Source organism: Gardnerella sp. DNF00038 (assembly GCF_049262855.1).
GTDB classification, from domain to species: domain Bacteria; phylum Actinomycetota; class Actinomycetes; order Actinomycetales; family Bifidobacteriaceae; genus Bifidobacterium; species Bifidobacterium vaginale.
In genome coordinates, this window is sequence record NZ_CP058407.1 from 255,994 (window position 1) to 273,457 (window position 17,464).

The window sequence follows — 17,464 nt, forward strand, 5'->3', positions numbered from 1 at the left end:
AAAAAGTGCAACACGGCACTACAAAACAGGATTTTAGGTATTCTTATGGGATTTATTCATTTTATTCTTAATCTTCTTAAAGACCCGCGTTCAGCTATAGCTGGTTGGATTGCTATAGGTACAGCTCCTGCTTTGGGATTGATATTCTTAATCGTTTTTATTGAAACAGGCGTTGTGTTTTTCCCATTTTTGCCTGGAGATTCTTTGCTTTTTGCAGCAGGATTCTTTGCTGCTCCAGATTCGCAAACTGGTAAAAGTTCTCTTCCGCTTATGCTTTTGCTCGCGGTTGTGTGGATAGCACCTATTGTTGGCGACCAGTGCAATTATTTCATCGGACACTTTTTCGGCAGAAGAATTGTTGAATCTGGTAAAGTTAAGGCATTGACTCCAGAACGCGTTGCTAAAACAGAGAAGATGATTGATAAATGGGGTCCTCTTGCTGTGTTTTTAGGTAGGTTTTTCCCGTTTATACGAACTTTTATGCCTTTTATTTCGGGTATTTCTGGAATGCGTTGGACTCGTTTTACTCCTTTCTCGATTCTTGGTGGAGTGGTATGGTCGTCGCTTTTTACAATGCTCGGATATTTCTTCGGCAATATTCCTTTTGTTCAGAAGAATTTTGAGCTTGTTATAGTGGCGATTCTGCTGATTTCTCTTGTACCAACGTTTATTGGACTTTATAAAGCTCATGCTGCTAACAAAGCTAAGAAATGTTTGGAGAAGTAGGGTATTAGTAGAATTACGAGTATTCAATCGAATTAATCTTGTTAACACGTTGTTGTAGAATCAACACTTGGCGTGTAACGCCCGCGGATTGAGAGCGCTGCATCATAAGGTTGCAGCACCGCGCAGTGATATTAAGGAGGACGCCGTGGCATTGACGGCTGAAGATAAGAAGAGCATCATCAACGAATACGCGACACATGAGGGTGACACGGGTTCCCCAGAGGTCCAGGTTGCTTTGTTGAGCAAGCGTATTGCTGACCTTACTGATCACTTGAAGGAGCATAAGCATGATCACCACTCTCGTCGTGGTATGATGCTCATGATTGGTGATCGTCGTCGTCTTCTTGATTATTTGAAGCGTGTAGACATCAACCGTTATCGTTCTTTGATCGATCGACTCGGATTGCGTCGATAAGTCTTTTTTGCCCGGGCATAAGCTCGGGCTTTTATATTTTCATGATGAATATTTTCATTATGTATTTATCGGGTTTATCGGTTTTAGTGGGTTTGAAGTAGAATAGAAAAGCTTGAATTAAATCTATTAGTTTTAAACAGACTTATAGTGTCTAATTTGTAGAGTTATGGAAAAACTATAGAAAATATTGTAGAGACTTATATTTTTGGATTTTAGAATTTAGGATTCATAAGATTTATAACTGAAGATTTAGAAGCATAATTGAATATGGATGATTGAAGTAGCCGAAACAAAAAACACTACGAAAAGAAACATTGGCATATGCAAATTTGCAAATTCGCGTGGATGTTAGAGGTAAACAAATAACAAAAGCGAAGTTGTCAATGTTATTACGCATGTTGGTTGATTAGGTAAGTTAAGAAAAGGAGGAACCCGTGGAGGGTCCCGAAATTAAGGCTGTAGAAGCCGTTATTGATAATGGTTCATTTGGAAAGCGTACGCTACGCTTTGAAACTGGTCGCCTTGCTCAGCAAGCAGACGGTGCTGTTGCCGCATATTTGGATGATGATTCCATGATTTTGTCGACGACGACTGCAGGATCTAGCCCAAAGGAAAATTACGATTTCTTCCCATTAACTGTTGATGTGGAAGAAAAAATGTATGCTGCTGGAAAGATTCCAGGATCTTTCTTCCGCAGAGAAGGACGCCCGTCAAATGAGGCAACACTTGCGTGCCGTATTATTGACCGCCCATTACGCCCATTGTTCCCACACACTTTGCGTAACGAAGTGCAAGTTGTTGAAACAATTTTGGCAATTAATCCAGATGATGCATACGATGTTATTGCTTTGAATGCTGCATCTGCATCTACTATGATTTCTGGATTGCCATTTGAAGGCCCAGTTTCTGGTGTGCGTTTGGCTTTGATTGATGGTCAGTGGGTTGCTTTCCCACGTTGGAGTGAGCGCGAGCGTGCAGTATTTGAGATTGTTGTTGCTGGTCGTGTTATTGAAAATGGCGATGTTGCTATTGCAATGATCGAAGCTGGCGCTGGCAAGAACGCTTGGAATTTGATCTATAACGAGGGTCAAATCAAGCCAGATGAGGAAGTTGTAGCTGGTGGTTTGGAAGCTGCAAAGCCTTTTATTAAGGTTATTTGCGACGCTCAGAATGAGTTGAAGCGTATTGCAGCTAAAGAAACCAAGGAATTCCAGCTGTTCCCAGAATACACTGACGAACTTTATGCAAGAATCGATGAGATTGCTCATGCTGATTTGAACGAGGCTCTTTCTATTGCTGAAAAGCTTCCACGCCAAGACCGCATTGCGGAGATTAAGGAAGGCGTGCGTGCTGCAATCGCAGAAGAGTTTACTGATATGGACGATGAGGAGAAGGAAAAGGAACTTGGTAACGCCTTCAAGGAGTTGCAGCGCCAGATTGTTCGTCGTCGTATTTTAACGGAAGATTACAGAATTGATGGTCGCGGTTTGCGCGATATTCGTACGCTTAGTGCAGAAGTTGATATTGTTCCTCGCGTTCACGGTTCTGCGCTATTCCAGCGTGGTGAAACCCAGATTTTGGGCGTAACTACTTTGAATATGCTTAAGATGGAGCAGCAAGTGGATGCGCTTTCTGGTCCGCAGACTAAGCGCTATATGCACAATTACGAAATGCCTCCATATTCCACTGGTGAAACTGGTCGCGTTGGATCTCCAAAGCGTCGCGAGATTGGTCATGGTGCTTTGGCGGAGAAGGCTTTGGTGCCAGTTTTGCCAAGTCGTGAAGAGTTCCCATACGCTATTCGTCAGGTGTCTGAAGCTATTGGTTCTAACGGTTCCACTTCTATGGGATCTGTTTGTGCTTCTACGCTTTCTTTGCTCGCCGCTGGTGTGCCTTTGAAGGCTCCAGTTGCTGGTATTGCTATGGGCTTGGTTTCGGGAGATGTTGATGGAAAGCATATCTTCAAGACTTTGACCGATATTCTCGGTGCAGAAGATGCTTTCGGAGATATGGACTTTAAGGTTGCTGGTACTTCCGAGTTCATCACTGCTTTGCAGCTTGACACTAAGCTTGATGGCATTCCAGCTGATATTTTGGCTGCCGCTTTGCAGCAGGCTCACGAAGCTCGTGCAACGATTCTTGAAGTTATCAACGAGTGCATTGATTGCCCAGCTGAGATGAGCCCATTTGCTCCACGCATTATCACAACTACGATTCCTGTAGATAAGATTGGTGAAGTAATCGGACCTAAGGGCAAGATGATTAACCAGATTCAAGAAGAAACTGGTGCCGAGATTGCCATTGAAGATGATGGTACTGTTTATATTTCTTCTGAAGGCGGCGAAGCTGCTCAGAAGGCGAAGGAAATCATCGACTCTATTGCAAATCCTCGTATTCCAAAAGCTGGTGAAACTTTTACTGGCAAGGTTGTTAAGACAACGAGCTTTGGTGCTTTCGTAAACTTGACTCCTGGAAGTGACGGATTGCTGCATATTTCTCAGATTCGTAACCTTGCTAATGGCGAGCGCATTGATACTGTTGAAGATGTGCTTAAGGAAGGCGATAACGTAGAAGTAATCGTACAAAGCGTGGATGAGCGCGGTAAGATTTCTTTGGCTATTCCAGGTTTTGAGAATCAGGAATCTTCTGCTCCAGCGCCTCGCGAAAACCGTGGTCGCGCTCCTCGCGAAGATCGTGATGATAGGGATGATCGCAGAAGCGATCGCCGACGCGCTCCACGTGACGATAGGGATGATAGGGGCGATAGGGATGAGCGCCCTCGCCGCCGTAATGTTCGTGATGATCGTGATTCGCGTTATGACGATAGGAATGATCGAAACGATAGAAGCGATCGTTCTGACCGTTATGAGGATCGTTCTTCCAGAAGGGATGATCGCAGGGATAATCGTTACGATAACAACGATTTTGAAGATCGTCCTCGCCGACGCGCTCCACGTGAAGATCGTTATGATGATAGGGATGATCGCAGGGATAATCGCGATGATCGCCATGAAGATAGGTCTGCTCATCGCAATGCCGATCGTCGTGGAAACGACCGTAATCCACGTTACGCAGCTGATGACGATCACTATGATGAGTATCGCGCGTCTCGCGAAGAGCGTTCTGAGCGCCCTCGTCGTAGGATCCGTCGCGATTTTGACCCGTTTGACGAGGATTAATCTTAAGTCAAATAGATGAACGCACAAAAGCGTAGTCGCATAAAATAAAAATAATTCTAAATGCCTTCAAGTAGCTTTTGCACTTGGGGGCATTTTAAAACGGCTTAAAATAAGGGAAATATTAATATTATGGATCGCACTTTAGGGTCATTTAAAACCACTTCTATTGGTTTTGGTGAAATGCCATTGACGATTGAAAACAATCTTGGACACGATATGGGTATCGAAACTATTCATGCAGCTCTTGATGCAGGCTGCACTCATATCGATACAGCATGGGCATACTATTGTTCTGGCGGCGAGGAACAAACTGGAGAAAAGCTTGTTCGCGAAGCTTTAGAAAGTTGGAATGGAGACAAGTCCTCTATTTTAGTTGCAACAAAAGTCGGACACTTCCGCAACTTTACTGACGGACGACCAACATGGGGTAAAGATGGTAAGCCAGAGCATTTGATTGCGCACGCTAAAGAGTCAGCAATGGCTCTTGGCGTAGATACGATTGATTTGCTTTACTTCCACAGGCCAGATCCAGAAGTTCCATACAATGAGTCGATTGAAGCAATGCAACAGCTGCTCGATGAAGGAGTTGCGCGCGAAATTGGCATTTCTAACGCATCTGTTGAGCAGATTGACATTGCGCGCGGAATTCTTGGAGAAAAGCTTGTGGCTGTGCAAAACCAGTATTCTCCAGTGCATTTAGAGAATGAAGACACGTTGCAATATTGCAAGCAGCTTGGAATTGCGTTTGTTTGCTGGAGTCCTCTTGGAGGGTTCCGTCACCCATATGACGAGCATCTTTTTGACCCATTCCGCAAAGTGGCAGATGCTCATAAAGTTAGCTATCAGCAGGTTGTTTTTGCTTGGGAGCTTGCTAAGGGAAATAACGTTTTTGTTATTCCAGGCGCTCATAGACCAGCTACAATATTGGATAGTCTAAAAGCTGCGGATTTGCAGTTAAGCGATGAAGAATTAGCTTATTTGGGCTAACTTTTACGGCAAATAACTTGTTACAGCAAATAAAACAAAACGAAAGCGAATAATATGCAGGAAACTAGCGTAGCAGGAATGCCACTTGCTCATGAAGACGAGCATGGGTTGCCAATTCCAGTGACAATTCCAGTGCCATTGGGATCGCACGCTCACGCCGTTTTTACAACACGATTAGGTGGCATTTCCGAAGGTGATTTTGCGTCGCTTAACCTAGGTGGCAAAGCTGGCGACGATGCTAAAGCTGTGTTTAGCAACCGTTGTGCTTTGCAAAATACTCTTAAAGCCGACTTGTGTCTTGTTAGCCAAGTGCATGGAAATAGCGTATTTGATGCAGATTCAATAGTTGATTCGTGGAACACTCAGTACGGTTTCGATGCAACAGGTTTTGCAGATTCAAAAGTGCGAATTGAGGCTGATGCGCAAGTTTCAACAGCATGCTCACTCGCTTTAGGAATGTTTGCTGCAGATTGCCTACCAGTTTTACTTGCCGATAGTGAATCTGGAGTAATAGCTGCAGCGCATTGCGGACGAAAAGGCTTAATGGCTGGAGTACTTGATTCTACCATTGAAGCAATGTGTGAAAAAGGAGCCGAACGCTCGAATATAACAGCTGTTCTTGGACCATGTATTTGTGGCGATTGCTATGAAGTTGGCGAAGAAATAGCTAGCGACTTTGAGCGACGCTACCCACAGACTGCAACGCAAACGCGTTTTGGTGGAGTGGGAATTGATATTGCTGAAGCTGCCCGCATTGATTTAGCGCTGGCAGGAGTTGCAAACGTTGTTGACGCTTTGCCGCGAGTTACAGCTGCAACTCAATATTTGGCAGAAGACGAAGAATTGAGTACAGTTTGCGATGTTGATTGCGAAGGTGGAACGCTGAAAAGTCGCCTTCAGGCGTTGCAAAACCCAATGTGCACGTTGGAAAATCCACTCTGGTATTCTCATAGACGCGCAGGTCTTGCTGGAAAATCACATGAAGGACGATTGCTTGCGCTTATAGTCAAAGATAAGTAAAAAGCAAAGCTATTCGTAGAAAGCTATTGTTATGAAGCAAATTAACGTAGTTATTTCAGGATTTGGACCATATGTTGATCTTAGCGTAAACCCGTCTTACGAAGTGCCATTGGCTTTAGAACAATATTCAAGTCAGGAGCTTGATCTTCCAGAAGATGTTAGCGTAAATATCAAGTCTGTAATGCTGCCGATTAGCTTTGCAAACGCATGGCCTCAGCTTTTAGAAATGATTAATGCGCAAGATGCGGATATTGTAATAGCAACAGGGGTAAAACATACTGCTCGCGGAGTGCAATTAGAACGGTGCGCCACAAATATTATGGATGCAACTAAACCAGACGTAGATAACCACACTCCACAAAGTGTACAAATTGTTGAAAATGGACCATCTGCATATTGGACTAGGTTGCCATTGCGAATGATTCTGAACGATTTTGCTCACGACGCAATAGCGTCAACACTAAGTTCGGATGCAGGAACATACGTTTGCAACTCACTGTTTTATAGGCTATTAAATTGGGCGTCCAATAATTCTAAAAAGCAGATAATCGCAGGATTTGTAAGTTTTCCTCCAGTTGTTGCAACTCATGACGCTAGGCATGGGCTGCCGTTAGATTCGCAAATAAAAGCTGGTCAAAACATAATTCGTGAAGCCGTAAAATACTATATGAAACCTTCATCTTTAAGCATATTGCTCGAGTAGTTCGCTCGACACGCCCGAGTGTTTTTGCGTCTAAAGTGATAGCGTTATTGCTGATGGAGTGTGCACGATAAGTTAGTGAATCGTGCGGGGGTTTGTGAAAGGAAAAACTATGGTGCCAGATCGTTTCCCAACTGCTTTGCGCGGATACGACAAAGATAAAGTCAACGAAGCCTTTTCTAACTACGAGCGCACAATATCGCGTCTGCGTGAACAAGTGCGATCTAGTGACGAATCTATTCTTCAATTGCAAGCACAATTGCAAGAAGAAAAAAATAATGTTAAACGTGCAAAAAGCGGGAATACTTTTGCATCTTTGGGTGCAAATGCGCAACAGTTACTTGCGTCGGCAGAACAGACGAGTTCGCAGCTAATTGAACGCGCAAAGCAAGACGCTGCGTCGATTAAAAAAACTGCTCAAGCGCAAGCAGGAACCTTGCTAAACAATGCAAAATTAGACGCAGAGCATTTGCTGCAAGAAGCTCAAACAAAAGCGGATACGCTGCTTTCTACAGCAAGCAACAAGGCAAGCCAGATGACGAGTGCGGCAAAAGAAGACTCGCAGCGTTTGCGTGAAACAACAAACAAAGATGTTACTGCACAAAGAGATGCTGCAACGCTGGAAATAAACAACGCTAGAGAAGAACACACGAAGCGAATGGCATCCGAAAAATCCGAGCAGGAGCGAGCAATTGCACAGCTAAAAGCGGATGCAGCGCAGAAAATCGCGGAACAGAGGTCTGCGGCAAACGCGGAAATTGCTCATGCTAAAGCAGAGACAAATGATCAGATTGAGTCGGCTTTGGCAGAAGCAAACAAGAAACTTGCAGACATGCAGGAGCGAGCAACAAAGATGATGGCGGATGCGCAGCGCAAGGCTGGAGAAATTACAGATGCTGCTGCTGCGAAAGCCCAGGAGATTGCAGACGAAGCGCAAGTTGAGCGCACGCGCACGCTAAGCCAGGTTAGTGCAGAAGTTGAGCAAATTAGAAACGATATTGCAGCTCAGCAAGAAGAAGCAACAAAAAAGGTGAACGAACTTATATCTGGATTGAAAGAGCGAGAACACGCTGCTCAAGAAGAGGCTGATGCGCTTGTTGCTAGGGCAAAAACTATTCATCAGGATGCGGATAATTATGCTGCACAGGCGCATAAGGATGCGGATGCTCAGGCTGCACAAATCGTTCGTAAAGCTATGCAAGATGCTACGGCTCAAGTGGAAGAGCGTAGGGCAGCAGCTCAGCAGGAGCTGGATGGTATGACGGCGCGCCTAACACAGCTGCAGCATAGGGAAGCGCAAATTACGCAACGTGTTACCGAGCTTAGGTCTTTGTTTGCAAACGCTTTTTCTGGATTTGATTTTGGTGATGCTGTTTCTGGACAGGGGCATTCTGGCGATTCTGCAGATGCGGATGCTTCGGATAATAGCGATGCTGATGCTCAAAAACAGGCGAGGAAAGACGCACAAGCCCAAGTTGAAGAAGCTATCGCTCAGGAATCCTGAGTGGCGAGTTGTGAGTAGCGAATTGTGCTGTGTGGTGGATTTATAGAAAACTCATAAAGAAAAGTAGTAAATAGATTCCACGGAAAAGTCGCAAGCATCCGAAGATTTGCGTAAAAAGCTAAAATAAACTATAAAAAATAAAGATAAAATAAGGAAAAACAAGAAAGGTTAGACAGTGACTGAGATCTCTGAATTAAGTGCCGAGGCTTTGCAAGGTTTGCGTGACGATTTTGACGCAAATCCATTGAATCGTTTAGCAATGAACGGTGTTACTGCCGCTGGAATCGACAAGGTAGCGCGCAACTATGACCGCGCGCGTTTATTGCAGCGCCGATTCTCAACGGTTGTGGATAATGGTGACGCAAGGCATCAGGATCATTCTGGTCGCTGCTGGCTATTTAGCTCTTTGAACGTTGCGCGATTTGTGGCTAAAAAAACGCTTAAAGTTAAGGATTTTGAGTTTTCGCAAAATTACGCAATGTATTTCGATAAACTTGAGCGAATCAACTATTTCTTAAAGGATGTTGCTGCTCTTGTTCGCTCTGGTGAACCAGCTGATTCTAGACTAGTACAGCATTTGTTGCACGACGTTATGGGTGACGGCGGTCAGTGGACAATGGCTATGAACGTCTATAAGAAGTATGGTGCCGTGCCTAAAGACTTGTATCCAGAAACGGAGTCGTCTAAAGATACGGACGCTATGAACACTCAGCTTCGCCGTTTGTTGCGAACGGCTGTTGCACACATGTACGCTAATGCTGCAGATATTGACGACATAATTGCGGAAACTACTGCTGCAGGTCATAGGATTCTTACAATCCACTTGGGTGAGCCGCCAAAGAGCTTCGACTGGGAATGGACGGATGAGGACGGAAAGTTCCATCGCGATGGCGAGATTACGCCAGTTGAGTTTTGGAAGAAGTATGTTACGGCTGGGCTGGAAGATTACGTTTGCTTAGTAGACGATCCGCGTGCGGAGCATCCAAAGGGCAAGAAGATTGCGATTGAGCACTTGGGTAACGTTGCTGGTGGAGACGCTACGGAATATTTGAACGTACCAAATCAGTTTATGAAGGATTGTGTGCGTAAGATCCTCGTTGAGCAGGGCATTCCAGTTTGGTTTGGTGCGGATTGCCATCCTATGATGGATCGTGTAAACGGTGCTTGGGCTACGGATTTGTTTGAGTATGATCGCGTTTATGGCGTTGATTTTGATTTAAACAAGGAGCAGCGTGTGCGTTTTGCTGATTCGGCGATGAACCATGCGATGGCGTTTGCTGGGGTTGATGTTGCGGAAGATGGCACGACTACTCGCCGCTGGCGCGTTGAGAACTCTTGGGGCGCGGATATTGCCGACAAGGGTTACTTTACTATGAGTGACGATTGGTTTACTGAGTACGTGTATGAGGTTGCTGTGCCTAAGGCGCTTTTGCCAGAGGAGTATCGTAAGGCGCTTGAAGAGCCAGCAATTGTTTTACCGGCGTGGGACCCAATGGGCGCTTTGGCTTAACGCGAAGCTGCATAATGCGCTTCGCGTTAAGCCAAAGCGCCCGAGCTGCTTAGGGCAGAAGCATTGCTTCTGCTGCAGCGAAGACATTCGCGCGCTTAGACCGCGCGAATGTTGTAGCTTAGGTTAATTTCACTAGGAAATTAGCCTACTCGAGTGCGCCTAGCTTGCTCGAAGTTGCTAGGTTAGTGCGCTTATTGTTCAAAGATTGCAGAATCGTCAGTTGGATATCCGTTTGAATACGCGCTTATTATGTGTGAAACTACGATATCTGCAAGTACACCTATAAAATCTTGATTTTCGATACTTGCAATCGCGTCATTGTTGATTTTTTCATCTTTGTTTACTGGGAAAATCATTTGATTTAACGCGTCTAGTTCTTCTCTTGCACAATCCATATAGGCTATTGCAACAATAGGGAGTTCTTTTCCTGTGGCGTTGTCTTTAGCAACTCCTGATTCCAGGTTTTGCTGAGGTATCTCATAGACTTTTTGACGCAAGTCACTTCCGTTTGAAGCAAAATGCATAAGTGTGTTTGAAATTGTAGCCGTCATGTCACTTTGTCGAAGTGAAACGTTTTTTGCATCTCTAGCAGCTAGCGTTTGCAATAGAAATGCGAGTTTATCTTGTGCTACAGCTGCTTTTGCTAGCGGATCATGATTCCAGTATAGGTTTTTGTTATTGTCTGCAAAGTCTTGGATTTTTTTGTAAGCGTTTAATTCTAGTTGCTCAGCTAGCTTAATTGTTTCAGCATTTCCAGTTTGATTTAAATTGGCTAATTTCCAAATGTTTTGGGCACTGAACACAACGCCTTGAGCGAATCTACTGTTACATTGAACTGCGACTTTTTTCCATGTGTCAGAAGCATTCTTTAAGTCTTTAGATGTTAAGTTATTTATTTTTTTATCCACTTTTTCTTGGCTTGATTTTGCTTTTTGCATAATTTTGTAGCAAGGTTCGTGGTTTTGCAAAGAATGCAGATTGTTGTTTTTTAATTCTTTTGTACTAGAACATGCACTGAAAAGCATTGTTATTGTCATTAATGCTGCAACTATTAAAAGATGATTTTGCGTATGCTTTTGGTTGCGCTTTTGATTGTGTTTTGTGCGCTCTAATAGGCTTCTTAACAAAACAAACTGTGTCTGCATAATCTACTAAAATAGTCCGTGACTGTGACCAATGTTTGCTTGTTTTGCGTTTGGCATTGTATGCTTAACATTTTCAATTGCAGTCATAAGATTTTGTGCTTTACAACCGTTGTTAGATTTAGATTTTAACGCGTTTGTTGTGTGCTAATCGCGATAAAAGAAAAATAAGTTAATTTTATAAGTGAATTTATAAATGAATTTTCAACAGGAGGACATGCACGATGGAATTGGATTTGGCGGGAATGCATCAGCTTGCGGCGCAGCAGGGGATTAATGCCGAGGAGCTGGACGAGGCACTCGCCGAGGCCTTGCGTCTTGCATACATGAAGACTTCTCACCCAGCTAGGCATGCTCGCGTTGAATTAGATGAGCGTGCTGGCAGCTTTACAGTGTGGGCAAAAGACGAGATTCCTGGAGTTCCTACGGAAGATAATCCTCATCCAGCACCAACTCTTGGCGAAGAATACGATGATACACCTCGTGATTTTGGACGTCTTGCTGCTGCTACGGCACGTCAGGTTATTACTCAACTTTTCCGTAAGGTAGAAGATGACCGCGTATTTGGTGCTTTTTCTGGACAAAAAGGAAAGTTGATTAACGGTATTGTACAGCAGGATTCTAAAGATCCTTCTAACATTCATGTTGCTGTTGGAGATGTTGAGGCGATTTTACCGCGTCGTGAGCAGGTTCCAGGCGAAAGATATCGTCATGGTGAGCGTATTCGTGTTTACGTTGTGAACGTTGCTCGTGGTTTGCGTGGTCCAGAAATCGTTGTTTCTAGGTCTCATCCTGATCTTGTTCGTAGACTTTTTGAGCGTGAAGTTCCAGAACTTGTTTCTGGAGCAGTTTCGATTATGGCTATTGCTCGCGAAGCTGGCGCTCGCACTAAGATTGCTGTTCGTGCCAACACGGAAGGTGTTAATCCAAAGGGTGCTTTGATCGGTCCTGGTGGTTCTCGTGTTCGTGCTGTTATGGAGAATCTTGGTCCAGAAAAAATAGATATTGTTGATTGGTCGGAAGATCCAGCGAAGTTTGTTGCCGCTGCTCTTTCTCCAGCAACAGCAACACAGGTTCATGTTGTTAGTGAAAAGAGCCAGACGGCTGTAGCGTTTATTCATGATTCTCAGCTTTCTCTTGCTATCGGTAAGGAAGGTCAAAACGCAAGGCTTGCAGCAAAACTTACTGGTTGGAAGATTGGTATTGAGTCTGCGGAAGAACATGCTAAGAAGCAGGAAGAAATGAATGCTGATTCTAAGGTTTCAGCAGAGTAACATCCCGTGTATTAGCATTAGCGACACTCCCGAGAATCCAACGTTTCGAGTATGCTGAAAGCTGCAATTTGGGCTTATGCGCAGCTTTCTGCCTAGTGGGAACGAGGTACGGAAAATCATGGTTGAAATCATGGTCGCACGATGAGATATCGCGTTATGAGGTATCTCACTAAAGAGCATAAGAATAAGAATCTTATAAAAATATAAAGTGGCTGCGTTCGTTTTGCGCTGCCACAGACTGAGGAGAACACTGAGTGGTAAAAAAGCGCGTATACGAACTAGCTAAAGAGTTTGGTGTAGACAGCAAAACCGTGTTGGAGCGGTTGAAGAGCATGGGCGAATTTGTTAAGTCCGCGTCTTCAACAGTAGAGGCTCCTGTTGCACGTAGATTAAAAACAGAGTTTGCGTCCGCTGGATCATCTTCTGGATCGTCTGCTGCAAAGAATGATGCGAAACCTGCTGCAAATAAGAATGCTGATAATTCTTCGAATAAGACTAATCATTCTTCTAATAAATCGGAGTCGTTGGCTCAGAATAATGCTGAAAAACGAAATTTGGATAAGTCTTCAGAAAAAGCTTCGGAAAAACAGCATTCTTCGCAAAAGCCACATGATAATCATGATAATAGTGACAATAAAGAAAATCATTCATCTTCCACTCCAAATGGTGTAATTCCTAAGCCTTCTGCTGGTCACGTAAAGCCACATGCTATCGCTAACGCTGATTCTAAGCGTGGAGGCGATAAGCGTGGCGAAAATCGTAACGATGCACGAGGCGATAAGCGCGGCGAAAATCGTTCTTCTAAGTCAGATCGTTCTTCTCAGATGCCTCCACGCCCTCGTCCGCATCAGGGTGCTGGTTCTGGTTCTGCTCCTCGTCCAGGTAACAATCCGTTCAGCCGAAAGCAAGGTATGCGCGCGCCTACACCTGGTGATATTCCTCGTCCTCACCCAATGTCACGTCCAGGCGCTGCTGCAGAAAATTCTCGTGGAGCAAAGCCTGGTCAGGGCGGCGGTAATGGCAACGGCGGTGGTCGCGGTCGCGGTGGTCGCGGAGGCGCTCGTCAGGGCGGCGGTAATGGTTCGAACCGCTCTTCGCAGTGGTCTGGTTCACATCGTCAGGGTGGCGGTAATGGCGCAAGCTCTCGTCCGTCTGCAGAATCGCGCTTTAATGCAAATCAGGCTGCAAGCTTCCAAGCTGCAGCTGCTGGCGCTCCAAATGCTGGTCCATCTCGTGGCAGTGGTCGCGGTCGCGCAGGTGCTGCAGGCGCATTTGGTCGTCAGGGTGGAAAGTCTTCTAAGGCTCGCAAGAATCGTCTTGCAAAGCGCAGAGAATACGAAGAGCTTAAAGCACCAGTGATTGGCGGCGTGCGTATTCCTTCTGGAAATGGCGCTACGATTCGACTTCGTCAAGGTGCAACGCTTTCTGATTTGGCAGAAAAGATTGATGTAAATCCAGCTGCTTTGGTGACTGTTTTGTTCCATCTTGGAGAAATGGCTACAGCTACTCAGTCTTTGGATGAAACAACATTCCAGATTCTTGGAGAAGAAATCGGTTGGAATATTAATCTCGTTTCTGCAGAAGAAGAAGATAAAGAGCTTCTTCAACAGTTCGACATTGATTTGGATGAAGAGGAACTTCAAGAAGACGATAATCTTGTAACTCGTCCTCCAGTTGTTACCGTTATGGGTCACGTTGACCATGGTAAAACTCGCTTACTCGATACTATTCGTAAGTCGAATGTTGTAGCTCGAGAAGCTGGTGGAATTACTCAGCGTATTGGCGCTTACCAGGTTACGGTTACTTTAGACGGAGACAAGCGCAAGATTACGTTCTTGGATACCCCAGGCCACGAAGCATTTACTGCTATGCGTGCTCGTGGTGCAGAGCTTACAGACGTTGCAATTCTTGTTGTTGCAGCAGACGACGGCGTTATGCCTCAAACTGTTGAGGCAATCAACCACGCTCAGGCTGCTCATGTGCCTATTGTTGTGGCTGTAAACAAGATTGATGTTGCTGGAGCAAACCCAGATAAGGTGCGCGGTCAGCTCACAGAGTACGGTCTTGTGCCAGAAGAATACGGCGGCGACACAATGTTTGTGGATATTTCTGCAAAGCAGGGAACTAACGTAGATAAGCTTCTTGAGGCTGTTCTTTTGACAACTGACGCTGAGCTTGATCCTAAGGCAAATCCAAACATGGATGCTCGTGGTGCAACCGTTGAAGCTCGACTCGATAAGGGTCGTGGTGCTGTTGCTACTGTTCTTGTTCAGCAAGGCACTCTTAAAGTCGGAGATTCTATTGTTGCAGGTACGTCTTATGGTCGTGTTCGCGCAATGCTCGACGAAAATGGCAACCACTTGCAAGAGGCAGGTCCTTCTACGCCAGTTCAGGTGCTTGGTTTGACTTCTGTTCCAACTGCAGGAGACTTGTTCTTGGTTACTTCCGACGATCGTTCCGCTCGTCAGATTGCCGAAAAGCGCCAGGCTACAGAGCGCGCGGCTCAGCTTGCAAAGCGTCGTAAGGTTGTGTCTCTTGAAAGCCTTAAGGAACAGTTTGCTAAGTCCGAAGTGGATATGCTCAACATTGTTATTAAGGGCGATTCTTCTGGTTCTGTTGAGGCTTTGGAAGATTCCTTGATGAAGATTGAGGTTTCCGACGAAGTTGGAATTCAGGTTATTCACCGCGGTGTTGGTGCAATTACTCAGAACGATGTGAACTTGGCAACAGTTGATAAGGCTGTGATTATTGGATTCAATGTGCGTCCAAACCGTCAGGTTGCCGATTTGGCAGACCGCGAGGGCGTGGAAGTCAAGTACTACTCGGTTATTTACAAGGCTATCGAAGATATTGAAGCTGCTTTGAAGGGTATGCTTAAGCCAGAGTTTGAAGAGGTTGTTACTTCTCACTCTGAGATTCGTGAAATCTTCCGTTCTTCCAAGTTCGGCAATATTGCTGGTGTTATGGTTCAAGACGGCGAAGTCAAGCGCGGTACAAAGTGCCGTATCTTGCGCAACGGTGTCGCTACTGTCAACGATCTTGAAATCTCCAGCTTGCGTAGATTCAAGGATGATGTGCAATCCGTCAGCGAAGGCTACGAGGCAGGTATCAACCTTGGCAGCTTTAACGACATTGAGCTTGGCGATATAATCGAAACCTTTGAAATGAAGCAGATTGAGCGCAAGTAATTATGGCAGGAACAAACCCTAGAGCCGCGCGAATTGCGGCTCTGATTCACAGAGTAATTGCGTCCAACATGGAGGCTCATTTACACGATAAGCGACTAGTTAATGTGACTATTACAGAAGTGAGAGTTACTAACGACTTGCAAATCGCTAAAGTGTATTGGACACAGCTTGGTACTGTTGGCAAAGAGCAGGGTGAACGTCAGCGTGCAGCCCAAGCTTTGCAGCAAGCTAAGGGGCGTTTGCGCACTCTAGTTGGAGCTAAGGCTGGCTTGCGTTTAACTCCTCAAATCCAATTTGTTTACGATGAGGTTCCTAGTGAAGCTCATGAGATTGAAGACATTTTGGTCGCCGCGCGTAAGCGTGATGAGGAATTGGCTAAAGCGCGAGAAAATGCTCGCTACGCTGGTGAAGAGGATCCGTATAAAAAGCCTCGTGAAGATGAGGATTTTGACGATTTCGATGATTCTGATGATTTTGACGAGTATGAGGATTATGAGAACAGCGAAAACGATTTTGTAGAAGATAAGTCGCCAGCAACCGACGATTTAGATGATTCTGCTCATTTGGAATTATAGTTTTAAATCAAATAATTAATCAAATAAAATTTAGTAATGAGTAGTTCTCAAACATCATCTTCAGGCATTTTATTAGTAGATAAGCCGAAAGGCGTTACCAGCCATGACGTTGTGTCTTGTGCAAGAGGATTGTTGCACACTAAACGCGTAGGTCATGCGGGAACGCTTGACCCAATGGCTACAGGATTGCTGATTCTTGGTTTTGGTAACGCCACTCGCTTGCTTAACTATTTGCTTGGTCACGATAAGACTTATGAGGCTGTGATTCGTCTTGGCGAATCAACCAATACGGATGATGCAGACGGTGATGTCGTTTCAAGTGTTGATGATGAAAATAGCATTCTAAACTCTGCAAATACTGATGATATTCTTAAAGAATTGCGTTGCGTAATCGCTAAGAATTTTACTGGGCACATTATGCAAACTCCAACGGCTTTTTCGGCTATCAAAATAAACGGTGTGCGTGCTTATGACTTAGCGCGTGAAGGTAAAGATGTTCATTTAGAGCCGAGAGAAGTTGTTATTCATGACTTTTCGCTACTGGATGCGCGTTTTAATGTGGGTGTAAGCGGTGCAAAAGTTGTTGATGTGCGTGCGAGTGTTTCTTGTTCTAGTGGCACGTATATTCGCGCACTTGCTCGCGACTTAGGGCGTGTTCTTGGTGTAGGAGGACATTTAGTAAGTCTTAGGCGAACGCGGATTGGCGAATTTTCGGTAGAAGATAGTAGGGTTCTTAAGCTTGAAACTAGGATTCGTACATTTACGGACAAGAATGGCGTTACTCAGACTCGCGCAAAGGCTGTTGTAGCTGACAGACACGATAGTGTTTCTGACTATTTTTCTGACAGTGTTTCTAACAGTTCGGTTGCTGGCGACTTATCTGGAGATGCTTCTTGCAGAAAATCTGCACAAAAAAATTATGATTTACAAAATCGTGTTCTAAGTATGTTTGAATCCGCAAAATTAACCATGCAAACAGTTGAAATCAGCGAAAATCAGGCTAAAGACTTGCGTTTTGGTAGAAAAATAGTGATTCCTGCGATTAGCGAAAAAAATACTATTGCATACGTAAAAGCCGAAAAAGATGATCAAAACGATGTTGTTGCAGTTCTGGAAACCGCTGAAAAGTCGCCAGCAACCGCAGAGGGGAGCAGTACGTTCTCCAAGTCACAAGAAAAAAATGAAAAAAACATAAATCAAATAGAAGCTAAACCTATTGTGGTATTTGTACAAAGCTAGTTTGC

The 17,464-nt window shown here is 44.7% G+C and carries 13 protein-coding genes; 12 read left to right on the forward strand and 1 reads right to left on the reverse strand.

Annotated features, from left to right (window positions below; translation table 11 throughout):
• The first annotated feature begins 45 nt into the window (after positions 1-45).
• The 8 genes from HXT19_RS00970 to HXT19_RS01005 all read left to right on the forward strand — a co-directional run bounded on the left by HXT19_RS00970 (position 46) and on the right by HXT19_RS01005 (position 10,041).
• Positions 46-726, forward strand: coding sequence for a DedA family protein (locus HXT19_RS00970; RefSeq protein WP_009994439.1), 681 nt, complete (start codon positions 46-48; stop codon positions 724-726).
• Positions 727-871: 145 nt separating this feature from the next.
• Complete coding sequence (gene rpsO / locus HXT19_RS00975) at positions 872-1,141, forward strand: 30S ribosomal protein S15 (protein ID WP_004111957.1); 270 nt, start codon at positions 872-874, stop codon at positions 1,139-1,141.
• A 434-nt stretch (positions 1,142-1,575) separates the two neighbouring features.
• A complete protein-coding gene (locus HXT19_RS00980) occupies positions 1,576-4,320 on the forward strand; it encodes a polyribonucleotide nucleotidyltransferase (RefSeq protein ID WP_004115946.1) in 2,745 nt (914 codons plus the stop codon).
• A gap of 129 nt (positions 4,321-4,449) precedes the next feature.
• A complete protein-coding gene (locus tag HXT19_RS00985; protein WP_422119713.1) occupies positions 4,450-5,307 on the forward strand; it encodes an aldo/keto reductase in 858 nt (285 codons plus the stop codon).
• A 54-nt stretch (positions 5,308-5,361) separates the two neighbouring features.
• Entirely contained in the window at positions 5,362-6,327 is a 966-nt protein-coding gene (locus tag HXT19_RS00990; protein ID WP_004115943.1) for a polyphenol oxidase family protein, read from the forward strand.
• Positions 6,328-6,358: 31 nt separating this feature from the next.
• On the forward strand, positions 6,359-7,030 hold the full coding sequence (locus HXT19_RS00995; RefSeq protein ID WP_101888068.1) for a pyroglutamyl-peptidase I: 672 nt from the start codon (positions 6,359-6,361) through the stop codon (positions 7,028-7,030).
• A gap of 109 nt (positions 7,031-7,139) precedes the next feature.
• Positions 7,140-8,531: a cell division protein gene (locus HXT19_RS01000; protein WP_004111967.1), complete on the forward strand. Its 1,392-nt coding sequence runs from the start codon at positions 7,140-7,142 to the stop codon at positions 8,529-8,531.
• A 175-nt stretch (positions 8,532-8,706) separates the two neighbouring features.
• A complete protein-coding gene (locus HXT19_RS01005) occupies positions 8,707-10,041 on the forward strand; it encodes a C1 family peptidase (RefSeq protein ID WP_004118354.1) in 1,335 nt (444 codons plus the stop codon).
• Positions 10,042-10,232: 191 nt separating this feature from the next.
• Here HXT19_RS01005 and HXT19_RS01010 read toward each other — a convergent pair whose 3' ends face one another.
• On the reverse strand, positions 10,233-11,186 hold the full coding sequence (locus HXT19_RS01010; protein WP_101888592.1) for a hypothetical protein: 954 nt from the start codon (positions 11,184-11,186) through the stop codon (positions 10,233-10,235).
• 221 nt (positions 11,187-11,407) lie between these two features.
• Between HXT19_RS01010 and nusA the strand changes: the two genes are divergently transcribed.
• The 4 genes from nusA (at position 11,408) to truB (ending at position 17,459) form a co-directional block, all read left to right on the forward strand.
• On the forward strand, positions 11,408-12,457 hold the full coding sequence (gene nusA, locus HXT19_RS01015) for a transcription termination factor NusA (RefSeq protein WP_065189770.1): 1,050 nt from the start codon (positions 11,408-11,410) through the stop codon (positions 12,455-12,457).
• A 254-nt stretch (positions 12,458-12,711) separates the two neighbouring features.
• Positions 12,712-15,645, forward strand: a complete 2,934-nt coding sequence (infB, locus tag HXT19_RS01020) for a translation initiation factor IF-2 (protein ID WP_075038801.1) — start codon at positions 12,712-12,714, stop codon at positions 15,643-15,645.
• A 2-nt stretch (positions 15,646-15,647) separates the two neighbouring features.
• Positions 15,648-16,220: a 30S ribosome-binding factor RbfA gene (gene rbfA, locus HXT19_RS01025; protein ID WP_101888066.1), complete on the forward strand. Its 573-nt coding sequence runs from the start codon at positions 15,648-15,650 to the stop codon at positions 16,218-16,220.
• 36 nt (positions 16,221-16,256) lie between these two features.
• The gene (truB, locus tag HXT19_RS01030; protein ID WP_101888065.1) at positions 16,257-17,459 is read left to right on the forward strand and encodes a tRNA pseudouridine(55) synthase TruB; all 1,203 of its coding nucleotides are present in this window, start codon (positions 16,257-16,259) and stop codon (positions 17,457-17,459) included.
• The last annotated feature ends 5 nt before the right edge of the window (positions 17,460-17,464 follow it).

What these genes read in the sequence shown, in the direction of transcription:
- HXT19_RS00970 (WP_009994439.1), top strand. Translation starts at nt 46, where the DNA reads ATGGGATTTATTCATTTTATTCTTAATCTTCTTAAAGACCCGCGTTCA.
- HXT19_RS00985 (WP_422119713.1), top strand. Translation starts at nt 4,450, where the DNA reads ATGGATCGCACTTTAGGGTCATTTAAAACCACTTCTATTGGTTTTGGT.
- HXT19_RS00990 (WP_004115943.1), top strand. Translation starts at nt 5,362, where the DNA reads ATGCAGGAAACTAGCGTAGCAGGAATGCCACTTGCTCATGAAGACGAG.
- HXT19_RS00995 (WP_101888068.1), top strand. Translation starts at nt 6,359, where the DNA reads ATGAAGCAAATTAACGTAGTTATTTCAGGATTTGGACCATATGTTGAT.
- HXT19_RS01000 (WP_004111967.1), top strand. Translation starts at nt 7,140, where the DNA reads ATGGTGCCAGATCGTTTCCCAACTGCTTTGCGCGGATACGACAAAGAT.
- HXT19_RS01010 (WP_101888592.1), bottom strand. Translation starts at nt 11,186, where the DNA reads ATGCAGACACAGTTTGTTTTGTTAAGAAGCCTATTAGAGCGCACAAAA.
- nusA (WP_065189770.1), top strand. Translation starts at nt 11,408, where the DNA reads ATGGAATTGGATTTGGCGGGAATGCATCAGCTTGCGGCGCAGCAGGGG.
- rbfA (WP_101888066.1), top strand. Translation starts at nt 15,648, where the DNA reads ATGGCAGGAACAAACCCTAGAGCCGCGCGAATTGCGGCTCTGATTCAC.
- truB (WP_101888065.1), top strand. Translation starts at nt 16,257, where the DNA reads ATGAGTAGTTCTCAAACATCATCTTCAGGCATTTTATTAGTAGATAAG.